The sequence below is a fragment of the Phytopseudomonas daroniae genome, from assembly GCF_004327285.1.
Lineage (GTDB): Bacteria > Pseudomonadota > Gammaproteobacteria > Pseudomonadales > Pseudomonadaceae > Aquipseudomonas > Aquipseudomonas daroniae.
Window position 1 is genome coordinate 21,371 of sequence record NZ_QJUI01000013.1, and the last position, 15,399, is coordinate 36,769.

Below are 15,399 nucleotides of genomic sequence, written 5' to 3' on the forward strand. Positions count from 1 at the left end.
AGCCACAAGTAAGGGCGGCTTGGCTACACTCTCGAAGCCGACGCCGCAGGCTTTTCTCTTGCAGCTTGAGGCTTGCAGCTTGCAGCTGATTCAAAGGAGTGACAGCTATGACTACCCTGCAGCGCGTCTTCGGTTTCAATCAATTGCGGCCTGGCCAGGAAGCGGTGATCAGTGCCGTGCTTGCCGGCCGATCAGCCGCAGCGATCTTCCCAACCGGCTCGGGCAAGTCCCTGTGCTACCAGTTGCCGGCGTTGCATTTGCCGCACCTGACCGTGGTGGTCTCGCCGCTGCTGGCGCTGATGCAGGATCAGCTCGCTTTCCTGCATCGGCACGGCATCAGTGCGGCCAGTATCGATTCGGCGCAGAGTCGGGAGCAGGTCAGCGAAACCATGGCCAAGGCCAAGTCCGGTGAGCTGAAAATCCTGATGATTTCGGTCGAGCGCCTGAAGAACGAGCGTTTCCGCAATTTCATCGCCGGCGTACCGATTTCCCTGCTGGTGGTCGACGAGGCCCACTGTATCTCCGAATGGGGCCACAACTTCCGCCCGGATTACCTGAAGCTGCCGGACTATCAGCGCCAGTTCGGCATCGCCCAGGTGCTGCTACTGACGGCCACGGCGACGCCGCCAGTGATTGCCGATATGCAGAAGAAATTCTCCATCGCCGCGGATGACGTGGTCACCACTGGTTTCTATCGCGCCAACTTGAACCTGCTGGTCGAGCCGGTGGCTGGCCGTGACAAGCAGCGCCGGCTGGTCGAGTGGCTCGGCGCCAAACAAGGCCAGCCGAGCATCGTCTACGTCACCCAGCAGAAGACCGCGGAACAAGTGGCTGAGCAGCTTAGCCAGCGTGGCATCACCGCCAGCGCCTATCACGCCGGTATGGGGCATGAGGCGCGCGAGGCGATTCAGCGTCAGTTCATGGACGGGCGCATCAACTGCATCGTCGCCACCATCGCCTTCGGCATGGGCATCGACAAACGCGACATTCGCAACGTGGTGCATTTCGATCTGCCCAAGTCGGTGGAGAACTACAGCCAGGAGATCGGTCGCGCCGGCCGCGACGGCGAGGCATCCGACTGCCTGGTACTGGCCAATCGCGACAGCCTCAATGTGCTGGAAAACTTCGTCTACGGCGATACGCCGGAACGCGACGGCATCATCCGCGTGCTCGAAGAAATTCGTGCAAACGCCGAGGATGGCCAGTGGGAACTGACCATCAATGCGCTGAGCGACCACAGCAATATCCGCCAGCTGCCGCTCAAGACGCTGCTCGTGCAGCTGGAACTGCGCGGCATCATCGCGCCGCGCTATGCGTACTTCGCTGAATACCGCTTCAAGTACCTGATCGAACCCACGGCCTTGCTGGAGCGCTTCGAGGGGGAGCGGCGGCAGTTCGTCGAGGCCATAGTCAACGCCTCGACGCGGGCGCGTACCTGGTGCACGGTGGATTTCGAGGCGTTGTATCGCGGTCATCAGGCGGAGCGGGCGAGAGTGGTCAAGGCGCTGGATTTCTTTCAGGAGCGCGGCTGGATCGAACTGGAAAGCAAGCAGATGACCGATGTCTATGCCGTACTGCAGCCCGGTTTCGAGACTCAGGCCTTGGCCACCGAGCTGCATGATTACTTCCTGGCCCAGGAAGCCAGCGAAATCCGTCGTATCCAGGCCATGCTCGAGCTGTTCGCCAGTGAGCAATGCCTGAGTCACCGCCTGGCGGTCTACTTCGGTGATGAGCGTGCGCCACGCCAGTGCGGGCATTGTTCGGTCTGTCGCGGCCAGGTCGCCCATTTGCCCGAACCCCCTGCGCTCGCGCCGCTGGCAGGCTGCGATCGCAATGAGTTGTGTGGGGCGTTCATCGGCAAGTATCAGAGCGCCCGTGGTGGTGAATTGCCCAGTAACGAATGTCTGGCGCGTTTTCTGTGCGGCATCAGCGTCCCGTTGTTCACCCGGCTCAGGGCCCGGCAGATCAGCGGCTTCGCAGCGCTCGAGGATTATCCCTACGCCGACGTGCGGGACTGGTTGGCCGCGAGCTGACGCTCCGCCAACTCGGCGATTTCCTGCTGCCAGCTCTGTTCCAGGCGCTCGCCGAGGAACTCGACGAAGCGCCGTACGCGTGGCACCTGCTGGCGGCTGGTCGGATAGAGCGCATGCAAAGGGGCGTCCGGTAGCCGGTAGCGTGGCAGCACCCGTTCCAGACGCCCGGCCCTGAGGTCGGCCGCCACATCCCAGATGGATTTGCTGACGATGCCCTGGCCCTGCAGTGCCAGGGCGTGGGCCGCTTCGCCGTCGTTGCACAGAATGCTGGCCTGAACCCGCACCTGCAGCGGGACGCCGTCCTGTTCGAAACGCCAGTGCATGCGTTCCTGATCACCGATCAGCAGGCAACTGTGTTTGTGCAACTGCTCGGGATGCGTCGGGCGGCCGTGCCAGTCCAGGTAGGACGGTGAGGCGCAGAGCACCCGGTTGTTCGGCGCCAGTTGCCGGGCGATCAGGCTGGAATCGGCAGGCATACCGAAGCGGATAGCGATATCCACCTCGTGCTCGAGCAGGTCGACCAGGGCATCGCCGAAATTCAGCTGGATGCGCAGCTCCGGATATTGTTTGCGGAATGTTGCGATCAGCGGGATCAATTGGCGACGACCGAAGCCGAATGGCGCACTGATGCGCAGCAATCCGTCGACCTGTTCGCGGCGTTGCAGGAGCATCGCTTCCGCCGCATCCACCTCGTCGAGAATGCGCCGACAGTGGGCATGGAACAGCCGGCCTTCTTCGGTCGGGGCCAAGCGCCGCGTGGTGCGCTGCAGCAGGCGCACGCCGACGCGGGCCTCCAGGCGCGCCAGGCGCTTGCTCACCACGGCAAGGGAAAGATCCAGTTCCCGAGCGGCTGCCGACAGGTTGCCCGCACGCAGGATACGTTCGAACAAGCGCAGATCACTGAGGTCTTCGAGCATGGGCTTAGTCAACCATGGGGAAACAATGCATATCGTTTCTGGAGAGAATGGGGCGGGCAGCCCTGACCATACTCGCCTTTCACCCGTTGCGGCCAGTCCGGCCGCATCCTTGTCCCGCCAGGAGGCCCCATGCAGACACGTCGCCAGTTCATCCAGCGCAGCAGCGCCCTCGCCGCCATGGCCAGCATGGCGCCCTTGTTTCCCTCGTTCAGTTTCGCCGCGGACACCCTGCTCAAGCGGACCATCCCGGCGACCGGCGAAACCCTGCCGGTAATCGGCCTGGGCACCTCACGTACCTTCAACGTCGATCCAGCATCGGCGGACATGGCGCCTCTGCAGGAAGTGGTCAAGGCCTTCGTCGACGGCGGCGCCACACTGATCGATACGGCGCCGAGCTATGGCCGTTCGGAAGCGGTCACCGGCGAACTGGTCAAGCGTACCGGCACCGGCGATCGGGTGTTTCTCGCGACCAAGGTCTCGTCCACCGGGCGCGAGGCCGGCCTGCAGCAGATCGAGGCCGGCTTCAAGGCCCTGCAGACCGAGCGCATCGACCTGATCCAGGTACACAACCTGCAGGACACCGCCACCCAGCTGGGGCTGCTGCGCGAACTCAAGGAGCAGGGGCGGATTCGTTATGTCGGCGTGACCCATTACCTGGAGTCGGCCCACGATGACCTGCTCGCGACGCTGGAAAAGGAACCGGTGGACTTTGTCCAGTTCAATTACTCCATCGGTGCGCGCAATGCCGAACAGCGGCTGCTGCCCTATTGCGCCGACAAGGGCATCGCCACGCTGATCAACCGCACCTACCAGGCCGGCGAACTGTTCGCCAAGGTGCGCGGCAAGGAAGTGCCGCAATGGTTGCAGAGCGAGTTGGGGGCGACCTCCTGGGCCCAGGTGATGCTCAAGTTCGTACTGGCCAACCCGGCGGTCACCACGGTGATCCCGGCCACGTCCAACCCGCGCTATGTGCTCGACAACCTGCTGGCAGGCCAAGGGCAACTGCCGGATGCCGCACAGCGTGCGCGGATCGTCGAGCTGTTTGCCTGAGGCGTCATGGAACGGGGCGGCTATGCTGCCCCCATAGCAAACGCTGGCGTTTCCCTGGACTGCGCCGTCGTTCCCGCCTTGCCGAGGAGTACTAATGACCCTTGCCACCTCTCTATCACAGCGCGTGACCCGTGCGATCAATGCACAGCCCGGTGAGCTGGTAGCAGCTCTGTCGGGCTTCGCGCTGTTTTTCTGTCTGTTCTGCGGCTATTTCATGCTGCGGCCGATCCGTGAATCGATGGGTATCCAGGCTGGCGTGGAAAACCTGCAGTGGCTGTTTACCGCGACCTTCGTGGTCATGCTGCTGGCCGTGCCGTTGTTCGCCTGGCTCAATTCCAGGGTGCCGCGCATCCATTTCATCGACTGGGTCTACGGCTTCTTCTGTCTCAACCTGCTGGCTTTCGCCGTGGCGTTCAGCGTCATGTCCGAGAGCCTATGGTTGGCACGGGTGTTCTACGTGTGGATCTCGGTCTACAACCTGTTCGTGGTGTCGGTGGCCTGGAGCCTGATGGCCGATGTGTTCGACTCGCCCCAGGCCAAGCGGCTGTTCGCCTTCATCGCCGCAGGCGCCAGCGTCGGAGGCCTGGCCGGGCCGGCATTCAGTGCGCTGCTGGTGGGCGCTATCGGTGCCAGCGGCCTGGCGTTGCTGGCCGCGTTGCTGCTGGCCGGGGCTCTGGCGCTCAAGCATTACCTGATGGGCTGGCGCGAGCGCGCTGGTGCCGGGCGCCCGGGTGCCAGCCGGGCGGAGAATCCGCGGCGGCCGGTGGCGGGTAATCCGTTCAGCGGCATGACGCGGGTGTTCAGGTCGTCCTACCTGCTGGGGATTTCCGCTTTCGTCATCCTGCTCGCCACGGTCACCACCTTTCTCTATTTCGAGCAGGCGCGGCTTGTGGCCGAGCTGTTCCCGGATCGCAGCGAGCAGGTACGGGTGTTCGGTTTGATCGACTTCGTGGTGCAGGTTGGCGCGCTGCTGGCACAGCTGTTCATCACTGGCCGGGTCGCCCAGCGCCTGGGGGTGCGCACCCTGCTGGCAGCTGTGCCGATACTGGTGTGCGTGGGCTTTCTCGCCCTGGCCATGGCGCCGACCTTCGCGGTGCTGGCCGGGTTGATGATCGTGCGGCGTATCGGCGAGTACGCATTCGTGCGGCCGGGGCGGGAGATGCTCTTCGCGCCGCTGGATGCCGAGAGCAAGTACAAGGCCAAGAACTTCATCGACACCGTGGTCTATCGCGGCGGTGATGCCGTCAGCGGTTGGGCCAAGAGCCTGATCGACATGCTCGGTTACGGTGTGGCGTTGATCGCCGTGATCGGTGCGCTGTGTGCGGCCATCTGGGGTGTGCTCGGCTGGTACCTGGGCGGCCGTGCCGATCGCGGTGAAACCGGCGTTCAGCCGCCACGCGAGGACAGCGAGCCTGCGCTCACGCGTTGATCAGCGTGCGTGCCTCGGCGAAGCAGGCCTCTGCCAGTGCCGAGCGTGGTGCGCTGCGACGCATGATCAGGCCCAGGGGCGCCAGTGTGTGGGCGTCCTCGATGGGCGTCAGCACCAGGTCGTTGGTGAACTCGGCGAGGCCGTTCTGCAGCGGCATGATCGAGCAGCACAGGCCGGCACTGACGGCCTGCAGCAGCTGGTGCACGGCATCGGTTTCCAGTTTCGGCAGCGGCGTCAGCCCGCGTGAACGGAAGCTGTGGTCGATCGACTGGCGAAAGTGCATGCCGGCAGAGAGCAGGCCCAGTGGCAGGTCGATCAGGTTTTCCCAGCGCAGGGTGGTTTCCGTGAACTGGTAGTGCCGACGGTCGTACAGCAGGCCCATGCGCGTCGCCGCCAGTTCCAGGCTGTCGAAATGCTCGCGGTCGAGGCGGTCGAGGTACGACAGCCCGAGGTCGAGCTGATTACTGCCGAGGCGCTCGAGGATCTGGTCGCTGCTCAGGGCGAACAGCTGGAAGCGCAGCCCGGGATGTTGCTCGGCGAACAACTGCACCAGATCCATCGGATCGAAACCGGATAGCGGCACCACGCCGAGGCGCAAGGTGCCGACCAGTTGCCCGCGACAGGCCGCCGCTTCGGCGTACAGGCCGTCATGGGCAGCCATCAGGCTGCGTGCCCAGGCGAGAATGCGTTCTCCTTCGGCACTGAACCCTTCGAAACGCTGCCCGCGCCGCACCAGTTCCAGGCCCAGTTCGTCTTCCAGGTTGCGCAGGCGCATCGACAGCGTCGGCTGTGTAACGTGGCAGCGGGCGGCCGCCTGGCCGAAGTGCCGGGTCTCGTCGAGGGCGATCAGAAACTTGAGCTGCTTGATATCCATGGGCGCTTCGTCGGGCATAGGCGGCGCTGTTGCGGCACGCGGAGAGCGCTCTTCAGTCAGGGCGCGAGCGGGATTCTAGCAGGCCGCTCAGGACGGGATGGTGTCATCTTCAGGCTGGGCCTGGCGCTCGCTTACCCAGTACTCGATCAGATTGCGCAACTGCGACAACTCCACCGGCTTGGCCATGTGGCCGTCCATGCCGACCAGTCGTGCGCGTTCCTTGTGCTCATTGAGGATATGCGCGGTCAGCGCCACCACCGGGGTGCGCTGGCGGCGCTCGGTGATTTCCCAGGCACGCAGTTGTTCGGTCGCGGAGAAACCGTCGAGCACCGGCATTTCGCAGTCCATCAGCACCAGGTCATAGCGCTGCGCCTTCATCGCGCTCAGGGCTTCTTCACCGTTGCTCGCCGTATCGGGCTGCACGTTGAGCTTGCCGAGCATGCCGCGGATCACCTTGGTGGAAATGCTGTTGTCTTCGGCGACGAGGATGCGGAAGTCTTCCGGCACCAGCAGCGGCGTGGTGCTGGCAGCCATGGGGGCACTTTGCCCACGCCGACGCTGGGCCAGTTCATCAGCCAGAGTGGCCTTGAGGGTGTAGCCCGCCACAGGCTTGGCGAGGATGCGCTTGATACCGGCATTGCGCGCGATGATCTTGCTCGGCGCATGGCTGATGCCGGTCAGCATGATGATCAGGATGTCGTTGTTCAGGCTCGGGTCTTCCTTGATCTTCGCAGCCAGTTGCATGCCGCTCATGCCGGGCATTTCCTGATCGAGCAGCACCACGTCGAAGTATTCGCGCATATGCGCCTTGGTGCGCAGCAGCGCCAGGGCTTCCTTGCCCGAAGGCACGCTGCTGACGTTCATGCCCCAGGCGTTGCACTGCTGCAGCAGTACCTTGCGGCAGGTGTCGTTGTCGTCCACCACCAGCAGGCGGGTGCCCTGCAGCGTGCCGTCGATATCGGTGCCCGGTTGTTGCAGGCGGGCGTTGTCCAGCGGCAGGGTCAGCCACAGGGTCGAGCCCTGGTTGCCGCCGCTCTGGATACCGAACTCGCCGCCCATCAGGCGGATCAGCTGGCGGGCGATGATCAGGCCCAGGCGACCGCCAAGGCGCGTCGCAGACAGGAAATCATGGCTCTGCAATTCCGTGTTGAGCAGTGCATCGCGCTCGCTGGCATTGAGCGGGTGGCCGCTGTCCTGCACGGCGAAGCGCAGGCGCGGTTGTTCGCCACTGGTATCGAGCGCCACCACCAGCAGAATCTCGCCTTCGCTGGTCTGCTTGAAGGCGTTTTCGAGCAGGCTCAGCAGGGTCTGGCGCAGACGTGTCGGGTCGCCACTGACGATGCGCGGCACCTGGGGCTGGATGAAGCTGATCAGCTCGATCTTTTGTAGTTCGGCCTTGGCGCGGAAGATGTCCAGGCAGTCTTCGGTCAGGGCGTTGAGGTCGAACTGCACGTCATCCAGTTCGATCTGCCCGGACTCCAGCTTGGAGATGTCGAGAATTTCGTTGATCAGGTTGAGCAGTTCGTTGCCGGAGCTGTGAATGGTCTGCACGTAGTCGCGCTGCTTCGCCGACAGTGGCGTACCGAGCAGCAGCTCGGTCATGCCCAGCACGCCGTTCATGGGGGTACGGATCTCGTGGCTGATCTTGGCCAGGAACTCGGCCTTGGCCCTCAGCTCGGCATCATTGGCGGCCAGTGCGGTTCGCGCTCGCGAGGCGGCTCGCTGCAGTTGCCGCTGATGCTCGGCCAGCGCTGCGCTGAGCACCACACCGCTGAGGGTGGCGATGGTGAAGACGCCGATTACCAGCCAACCGGGATCGAGCTGGTCGAAGCCGAGCAGGATCGGGATGAACAGGCCAAAGCCGACGTTGAATACCAGCATGCCGCCGACGACCAACCGTGCCGACTGGTAACCGTTATGCCAGTGCACGCCGCTGACCAGCAGCACGCTCAGGGTGCCGAGGAACACCGTCAGGTACACCAGCACGCTGTACCAGAGCAGGCCGCTGATCAGAATGATCAGGCCCAGCCCCAGGGTCAGCAGCGCATGTCCCTGCAGCACCCAGTTGAGCTTGCTGCGCTGCATCGGCGTACTGCGGAAGAAGCCAAGGGCGAACGATGACAGGCAGAATGCGGCGATCAGAGCACTGATATCGGCGATCAGCGACTGGTTGTAACCGAGGCTCGGTACCCAGGCCGCCAGCATGCCCAGATTCGCCGCCGCACAGACCGCCAGGCCGGCATGCAGGCCGGCCAGCCAGAGGCTGCAGGCCGAACGCATGTAGGCGAAGCGGATCAGGTTGTAGACCACCACCAGCAGCAGGGCGCCGAGCAGCGCACCAAACAGGTAGGCGGGTTTTTCCAGGCTGACCAGTTCACTCTCGTCGATGACCTTGAACCAGGCCATCAGCGGGTGGTTGGAAGTCATCCGCACATAGACTTCTCGTGCCTGCCCGTCGTTGGGCAAGGACATCAGGTAGGCGCGCGAGGGCAGCGGCCGTGAATTCAGCGGCATCGACTCGCCGGTGTGTACGCTCTGCTCGACCTGCGTGCCTTGCAACAGGTAGTAATCGAGGAACTGCACCCGCGGAGCGAACACCCACAGCCAATACGGTGCCTGGTGTTCGGGCACGTCGAAACGCAGCCAGACGGCTTTCTGGCTCTGGGGATAGGTAAAGGCGAGGTTATCGAGGGGGAGGAACTGGTTGCGCCGGCTGCGCACGTCGTTCAGATCCATCTGTGCGCCGTCGTCGATGAATACCGACCAGCCACTGGCATAAGGCGTCGTAACCCGCTGTGGTGCTGCAGTGCTCGACAGGCAGGCACCGGCCAACAGCAGGCCAACGAGTAAACCTATGGCAATCCTGAGCCGTCGCACGTGGCAATCCCTTTGAGTGATACGGCTGAATTATAGCCAGCCGTGGTGGCGCAGACTATGAACCGAGACGCTATCCTGACAGCCAGAGCACCCTGATGGTCAGCGATCCTCAGGGTATTGCCGACAGGCGGCATCGATTGATGCCGCCGTCTTGTTACATCAGTTTTCGCCACGCTCGCGGGCGATCGCGCGGTAGCCGATATCGTTGCGGTGGAACATGCCATTCCAGCGAATTTTCTCGGCCAGCTGATAAGCCTGCCGCTGGGCGTCGGCGACGCTGGCGCCGATGGCCGTCGCACAGAGTACGCGGCCGCCGGCAGTGACGACCTGGCCATCTTTCAGCGCGGTGCCGGCATGGAATACCTTGCCTTCGAGCGTGGCGGCCTCAATCAGGCCTTCGATCACGTCACCTTTGGCGTAATCGCCCGGGTAACCGCCGGCAGCCAGTACCACGCCTACGGTCGGGCGTGGATCCCAGGTCGCTTCGACCTTGTCCAGCGCCTTGGCCAGCGCGGCTTCGACCAGCAGCACCAGGGAAGACTCCAGACGTACCATGATCGGCTGGGTTTCCGGGTCGCCGAAACGGCAGTTGAATTCGATGACCTTGGGCTTGCCGGCTTTGTCGATCATCAGGCCGGCATACAGGAAACCGGTATATACGTTGCCTTCATTCGCCATGCCGCGCACGGTCGGATAGATGACTTCGTCCATCACTCGCTTGTGCACTTCAGCAGTGACCACTGGCGCTGGCGAGTAGGCGCCCATGCCACCGGTATTCGGGCCGCTGTCGGCGTCGCCGACGCGCTTGTGATCCTGGCTGGTGGCCATCGGCAGCACGTTCTCGCCGTCGACCATGACGATGAAGCTGGCTTCCTCGCCATCGAGGAACTCCTCGATCACCACGCGCGAGCCTGCTTCACCGAAAGCGTTGCCAGCGAGCATGTCGCGCACGGCGTCTTCGGCCTCTTGCAGAGTCATGGCGACGATCACGCCCTTGCCCGCGGCCAGGCCGTCGGCCTTGATCACGATAGGGGCGCCTTTCTCACGCAGATAGGCCAGGGCTGGCTCAACTTCGGTGAAGTTCTGGTAGTCGGCGGTGGGAATCTTCTGGCGGGCCAGGAAATCCTTGGTGAAGGCCTTGGAGCCCTCCAATTGGGCCGCGGCGGCGGTCGGGCCGAAGATATCCAGCTTGCGGGTGCGGAACAGGTCGACCACGCCTTTGACCAGTGGCGCTTCCGGGCCAACGATGGTCAGTTGCACGTTCTTTTCGGCGAAATCGGCCAGTGTCTGGATGTCCAGCACGTCGATGGCGACGTTCTCGCATTTGGCTTCGGTGGCGGTGCCGGCGTTACCCGGGGCGACGAAGACTTTCTCGACGCGCTTGTCCTGTGCCACTTTCCAGGCCAGGGCGTGTTCACGACCGCCGCTGCCGATGATCAGTACATTCATGTCTCTCTCCCATTGGAGGCGGGCCGCTGGCCCGATCGGTGGATAGAAAAAGCGCTATCCACCCTACGAAATAGGGCTGATGTAGGGTGGATGGCCGCAGCCATCCACCGGCCAGTCAATGGCGGAAGTGGCGCATGCCGGTGAACACCATGGCAATCCCTGCCTCGTCGGCGGCAGCGATCACTTCGTTGTCACGCATCGAACCACCTGGCTGGATCACCGCGGTGATACCGGCCTTGGCGGCGTTGTCGATGCCGTCGCGGAACGGGAAGAAGGCGTCGGAGGCCATCACCGCGCCGGGAACCGGCAGGCCGGCGTGTTCGGCCTTGATCGCGGCGATACGGGCGGAGTTGACACGGCTCATCTGGCCGGCGCCGACACCGACGGTCTGGCGATTCTTGGCGTAGACGATAGCGTTGGATTTGACGAACTTGGCCACTTTCCAGGCGAAGATCAGGTCATGCACTTCCTGCTCGCTCGGCGCGCGCTGGGTGACGATCTTTAGATCGGATACCGAGATCATGCCGATATCACGGCTCTGCACCAGCAGGCCGCCGTTGACGCGTTTGTAGTCCCAGCCCGCGGCGCGCTCGGCCGGCCACTCACCGCATTCGAGCAGGCGCACGTTGGCTTTGGCGGCAACCACTTCTCGGGCCGCGGCGCTGATTTTCGGGGCGATGATCACTTCGACGAACTGACGTTCGACGATGGCCTTGGCGGTTTCGCCATCCAGCTCGCGGTTGAAGGCGATGATGCCGCCGAACGCCGATTCGGTATCGGTGGCATAAGCCAGGTCGTAGGCCTTGCGGATGCCGCCTTCGTTTTCTGGTACCACGGCCACGCCGCACGGGTTGGCGTGCTTGACGATCACACAGGCCGGTTTGACGAAGCTCTTCACGCATTCCAGCGCAGCGTCGGTGTCGGCCACGTTGTTGAACGACAGCTCCTTGCCCTGCAGCTGCACGGCGGTGGCCACGCAGGCTTCGTCGGCATGCTCGACGTAGAAAGCAGCTTTCTGGTGCGGGTTTTCGCCGTAGCGCATGTCTTGCGCCTTGATGAACTGCGTGTTGAACGTGCGTGGGAACAGGTTGCGGTCGGAGGTACTCAGGGTGTCGCGGCTCTGCTCGATGGTGCCCAGGTAGTTGGCGATCATGCCATCGTAGGCGGCGGTATGCTCGAAGGCCTTGAGGGCCAGGTCGAAGCGCTGGGCGTAGCTCAGGCCGCCGGCTTTCAGGGACTCGACGATACCGGCGTAGTCGCCGGCATTGACCACGATGGCCACGTCTTTGTGGTTCTTGGCGGCGGAACGCACCATGGTCGGGCCACCGATGTCGATGTTCTCGATGGCATCGGCCAGGTCACAGCCAGGCTTGGCCACGGTGGCGGCGAAGGGGTACAGGTTGACTGCCACCAGATCGATCGGCTTGATGCCGTGCTCGTCCATCACCGCACCGTCGAGGGCGCGACGGCCAAGGATGCCACCGTGGATTTTCGGGTGCAGGGTCTTCACCCGGCCGTCCATCATTTCCGGGAAACCGGTGTAGTCGGCCACTTCCACTGCCGCCACGCCATTGTCCTTGAGCAGCTTGTAGGTGCCGCCGGTGGAGAGAATTTCCACGTTGAGGGCAACGAGCTCGCGGGCGAATTCAAGGATGCCGGTCTTGTCAGACACGCTGATCAGCGCACGGCGGATGGGGAGGCGGGTGGTCTGGTCGGTCATTTCAGAGTCCATCAGAGCAGAGTATTAGCAAAAAAGGCGGCTTCGTTAGAGCCGCCCTTTTCGGGAATGCAGGGTCAGAGCAGGTCGTACTGCTTGAGCTTCTTGCGCAGGGTGCCGCGGTTCAGGCCGAGCAGCTCGGAGGCTTTGGTCTGGTTACCCTTCACGTAATTCATGACGGTTTCCAGCAGCGGGGCTTCCACTTCGGTGAGCACCAGGTTGTAGACGTCGGTGACGTCCGCACCTTCAAGGTGAGCGAAGTAGTTGTGCAGGGCTTTCTCGACATTGCCGCGCAGGGTCTGGCCTTCTTCGCTCGGTGTGTTGAGGTGTTGTTTCAAACTGGTGCTGTCGCTCACGGGTGCAATCCCACTTCCTAAAGTCTCGTTCAACATTGTCATGCGGCCACCCCCTCGTCGTCGTTGTAGCGATCACCGAAGAACTGGCGAACGCTTGCACACTGCGCCTCCTGGCTGTCCAAACGATTGAACTCGGCTCGGAATTCGCGGGCGCCGGGCAGCGTCGCGAGGTACCAGCCGACGTGCTTGCGGGCGATGCGCACACCCATCACATCGCCATAGAAGGCATGCAGGGCGGCCAGGTGCTCGAGCAGAATGCGTTCAATTTCGGTCAGCGCCGGGGCGGGGCAATGGGCACCGGTGCGCAGGTAATGCTCTATTTCTCTGAAAATCCATGGGCGGCCCTGGGCTGCCCGGCCGATCAGCAGGCCATCGACGCCGGTAGCGGCCAGCACATGGGCGGCCTTTTCCGGTGAGTCGATGTCGCCATTGGCCAGTACCGGGATGGATACGGCCTGCTTGATCGTGGCGATGGTGTCGTATTCGGCGTCGCCGGTGTACAGATCGGCGCGGGTGCGGCCGTGTACGGCGAGGGCGACGATACCGGATTGTTCGGCGATGCGTGCCACTTCGATACCATTCTTGTTCTGTCTGTCCCAGCCGGTGCGGATCTTCAGCGTGACCGGGACGTCGACCGCGGCCACCACCGCTTCGAGGATCGCCTGCACCAGCGGTTGATCCTTGAGCAGGGCGGAGCCGGCGGCCTTGTTGCAGACCTTCTTGGCCGGACACCCCATGTTGATGTCGATGATCTGGGCGCCCAGTTGCACGTTGGCGCGGGCTGCCTCGGCGAGCATCTGCGGATCACCGCCGGCGATCTGTACGGAGCGGGGCTCCGGATCGCCGCTGTGAATCATGCGCAGACTCGATTTACGCGTATTCCACAGGCGCACATCGCTGGTGACCATTTCCGACACCACCATGCCGGCGCCGAGACGGCGGCAGAGCTGTCGGAACGGCTGATCGGTGACGCCGGCCATGGGGGCCAGGATCAGTCGATTGGGCAATGTATAGGGGCCGATGCTTAGCGTCGACATAGGGCTTCCCTGCTCAAGAGACGTGCTGTTGAGGCCAGTAGGAGAGTGCGAAAAAGGGTAGAGATCATACCCGCTCTGAATGACCGGATAAAGGTCGTTTTGAACAAAATCTGAACAGTTGACCTGTGGTCTCCGGTCGCTCGGTCTGCTGAGTGCGTTGCAGACGGCTGCCTTCTGGCAGCCGTCTATCGGCTGGCTGCGGCTACTCCGGCGAGTGGAAGTTGAGGCTGTAGTTCACGGCGCGGGCGCCGGGATCGAGGATGTCGAGGGCGATATGGATCGGCGTTTGCGGCGGCATTTCCGCCTGGCCGGCCAGCTCACCCGCCAGGTACTCGCTGGGCTTGAAGCGGCGACTGGCGATCAACTGGCCATTAAGATCGGCGAAACGCATCTCCAGCAGCGGAAATGGCTGGGAGAAGGGCGCGCGGTTGTAAAGGATCGCGTCGACGACCAGCGCCCCGCTGAATTCCGGGTGGCTGCGCACCACCAGGTTACTGCTCTTGATCTGCCCGATATCGACCTTGGACGGCAGGCTGCAGCCGATCACCGGGCAGACTTGTTCGAACCACGGGCGGTACTGATCCTGACGTGCCAATTCGGCGTAGTGATAAATCACGTACTGACCGACCAGCGCGGTAGCCGCCAGCAGGTTGAGCAGGCCCCAGCCGAGCCAGCGCCCCCAGGGTTTGCGCTGTGGGCGCCAGTCCAGCTGCAGTGGCTCTTCTTCGAGTTCGAACAGTGCGTCGCCGCGCAGGTTCGGTTCGCTGCGTGAGCGCGCGCGTGCGGCATTCTTCTGCTTGGGCGGCTGCGGCTCATCCAGGTCGTCATCTTCGCTGGCGGGCTCGGTGGCAACGGGTTCGCCATCGCGCTGCGCGCTGAGACCGAAGGTCGGTTCGGCGTCTTCGCGCGGGGCAGTACGTTTTTTCGGTGCGTCGATCAGATCGCGAATGCCGGGTGTCTTCGGGATCGGTGGCACGTCGTCAGGTTCGCTGGTGCTTGGCGGTGGTGGTTGACCGAAGTCTGACGAGTCCAGAGGCGGCTGCTCGACGAGCGGTTCGAGCTCCAGTTTGCTGGCCGGTGAATCGTCGCGCAGCAGCGCTTCGGCCCAGCGTTCGTCATCAGCCGGCTCATCATCCTCTTCTGGCTGGTCGAAACGTGGCGTCTGTCGCGATGGTTGATCGAGTTCCAGAAACTGGCGAGACAGCTGCTGTTCCTGGGCTTCGAGCTTGGCCAGTTCTTCATCGAGATCCAGATCGTCGAGATCGAGGTCGTCATGAATCCACAGGGTTTCGTCATCGAGCTTGCTGGCAGGCTTTGCCGGCACGGCTGCTTCTGGCGCAATACTCGGTGCAGGTGCAGGTGCAGGTGCAGGTGCAGGTGCAGGTGCAGGTGCAGGTGCAGGTGCAGGTGCAGGTGCAGGTGCAGGTGCAGGTGCAGGTGCAGGTGCAGGTGGTGCCTTGGGCGCCGCAGGCGCGGCTGCACGCATGTCCGGGATGTTATGACCCTGCTCGCGCAACTGGCGTGCCGCATTGAACACTTGCAGGCAGGCACCGCAGCGCACCGATCCCTGGGCAATACCGAGCTGGGCCAGATTCACGCGGAAGCTGGTGCTGCAGTTCGGGCATTGGGTGACGAAACTTTCGGTCATGCGGAGTCCGGC

General features: G+C 63.3%; 11 protein-coding genes. 3 read left to right on the plus strand and 8 right to left on the minus strand.

Annotated features, from left to right (window positions below; all coding sequences use genetic code 11):
- The first annotated feature begins 107 nt into the window (after positions 1-107).
- Positions 108-2,033: a RecQ family ATP-dependent DNA helicase gene (locus tag DNK06_RS15575; protein WP_131180907.1), complete on the plus strand. Its 1,926-nt coding sequence runs from the start codon at positions 108-110 to the stop codon at positions 2,031-2,033.
- On the opposite strand, the gene DNK06_RS15580 is transcribed toward DNK06_RS15575, so the two are convergent.
- Complete coding sequence (locus DNK06_RS15580; protein ID WP_131180908.1) at positions 1,997-2,950, minus strand: LysR family transcriptional regulator; 954 nt, start codon at positions 2,948-2,950, stop codon at positions 1,997-1,999. The genes DNK06_RS15575 and DNK06_RS15580 overlap by 37 nt on opposite strands.
- Before the next feature lie 129 nt (positions 2,951-3,079).
- Here DNK06_RS15580 and DNK06_RS15585 point away from each other — a divergent pair, with 129 nt between their 5' ends.
- Positions 3,080-4,000 carry an aldo/keto reductase gene (locus DNK06_RS15585; protein WP_131180909.1) on the plus strand — a complete coding sequence of 307 codons (921 nt, stop codon included), beginning with the start codon at positions 3,080-3,082 and terminating at the stop codon, positions 3,998-4,000.
- 94 nt (positions 4,001-4,094) lie between these two features.
- Complete coding sequence (locus DNK06_RS15590; protein WP_131180910.1) at positions 4,095-5,429, plus strand: NTP/NDP exchange transporter; 1,335 nt, start codon at positions 4,095-4,097, stop codon at positions 5,427-5,429.
- On the opposite strand, the gene DNK06_RS15595 is transcribed toward DNK06_RS15590, so the two are convergent.
- The 7 genes from DNK06_RS15595 to DNK06_RS15625 all read right to left on the minus strand — a co-directional run bounded on the left by DNK06_RS15595 (position 5,419) and on the right by DNK06_RS15625 (position 15,387).
- Entirely contained in the window at positions 5,419-6,303 is an 885-nt protein-coding gene (locus tag DNK06_RS15595) for a LysR family transcriptional regulator (protein WP_131180911.1), read from the minus strand. The genes DNK06_RS15590 and DNK06_RS15595 overlap by 11 nt on opposite strands.
- A gap of 87 nt (positions 6,304-6,390) precedes the next feature.
- Positions 6,391-9,180 carry a hybrid sensor histidine kinase/response regulator gene (locus DNK06_RS15600; protein ID WP_131180912.1) on the minus strand — a complete coding sequence of 930 codons (2,790 nt, stop codon included), beginning with the start codon at positions 9,178-9,180 and terminating at the stop codon, positions 6,391-6,393.
- Between the two features lie 159 nt (positions 9,181-9,339).
- The gene (gene purD / locus DNK06_RS15605) at positions 9,340-10,629 is read right to left on the minus strand and encodes a phosphoribosylamine--glycine ligase (protein ID WP_131180913.1); all 1,290 of its coding nucleotides are present in this window, start codon (positions 10,627-10,629) and stop codon (positions 9,340-9,342) included.
- A 115-nt stretch (positions 10,630-10,744) separates the two neighbouring features.
- Positions 10,745-12,349, minus strand: coding sequence for a bifunctional phosphoribosylaminoimidazolecarboxamide formyltransferase/IMP cyclohydrolase (gene purH, locus DNK06_RS15610; RefSeq protein WP_131180914.1), 1,605 nt, complete (start codon positions 12,347-12,349; stop codon positions 10,745-10,747).
- A gap of 74 nt (positions 12,350-12,423) precedes the next feature.
- Positions 12,424-12,744 (minus strand): DNA-binding transcriptional regulator Fis, encoded by a 321-nt coding sequence (gene fis / locus DNK06_RS15615; RefSeq protein ID WP_131180915.1) that lies wholly within the window; start codon positions 12,742-12,744, stop codon positions 12,424-12,426.
- Entirely contained in the window at positions 12,741-13,739 is a 999-nt protein-coding gene (gene dusB, locus DNK06_RS15620; protein ID WP_131180916.1) for a tRNA dihydrouridine synthase DusB, read from the minus strand. The genes fis and dusB overlap by 4 nt, the downstream gene beginning before the upstream one ends.
- A gap of 202 nt (positions 13,740-13,941) precedes the next feature.
- Positions 13,942-15,387, minus strand: a complete 1,446-nt coding sequence (locus DNK06_RS15625) for a DUF3426 domain-containing protein (protein WP_131180917.1) — start codon at positions 15,385-15,387, stop codon at positions 13,942-13,944.
- Positions 15,388-15,399: the final 12 nt, after the last annotated feature.

Coding starts and splice junctions, on each gene's coding strand:
- DNK06_RS15575 (WP_131180907.1), top strand. CDS start 108: ATGACTACCCTGCAGCGCGTCTTCGGTTTCAATCAATTGCGGCCTGGC.
- DNK06_RS15580 (WP_131180908.1), bottom strand. CDS start 2,950: ATGCTCGAAGACCTCAGTGATCTGCGCTTGTTCGAACGTATCCTGCGT.
- DNK06_RS15585 (WP_131180909.1), top strand. CDS start 3,080: ATGCAGACACGTCGCCAGTTCATCCAGCGCAGCAGCGCCCTCGCCGCC.
- DNK06_RS15590 (WP_131180910.1), top strand. CDS start 4,095: ATGACCCTTGCCACCTCTCTATCACAGCGCGTGACCCGTGCGATCAAT.
- DNK06_RS15595 (WP_131180911.1), bottom strand. CDS start 6,303: ATGGATATCAAGCAGCTCAAGTTTCTGATCGCCCTCGACGAGACCCGG.
- purD (WP_131180913.1), bottom strand. CDS start 10,629: ATGAATGTACTGATCATCGGCAGCGGCGGTCGTGAACACGCCCTGGCC.
- purH (WP_131180914.1), bottom strand. CDS start 12,349: ATGACCGACCAGACCACCCGCCTCCCCATCCGCCGTGCGCTGATCAGC.
- fis (WP_131180915.1), bottom strand. CDS start 12,744: ATGACAATGTTGAACGAGACTTTAGGAAGTGGGATTGCACCCGTGAGC.
- dusB (WP_131180916.1), bottom strand. CDS start 13,739: ATGTCGACGCTAAGCATCGGCCCCTATACATTGCCCAATCGACTGATC.
- DNK06_RS15625 (WP_131180917.1), bottom strand. CDS start 15,387: ATGACCGAAAGTTTCGTCACCCAATGCCCGAACTGCAGCACCAGCTTC.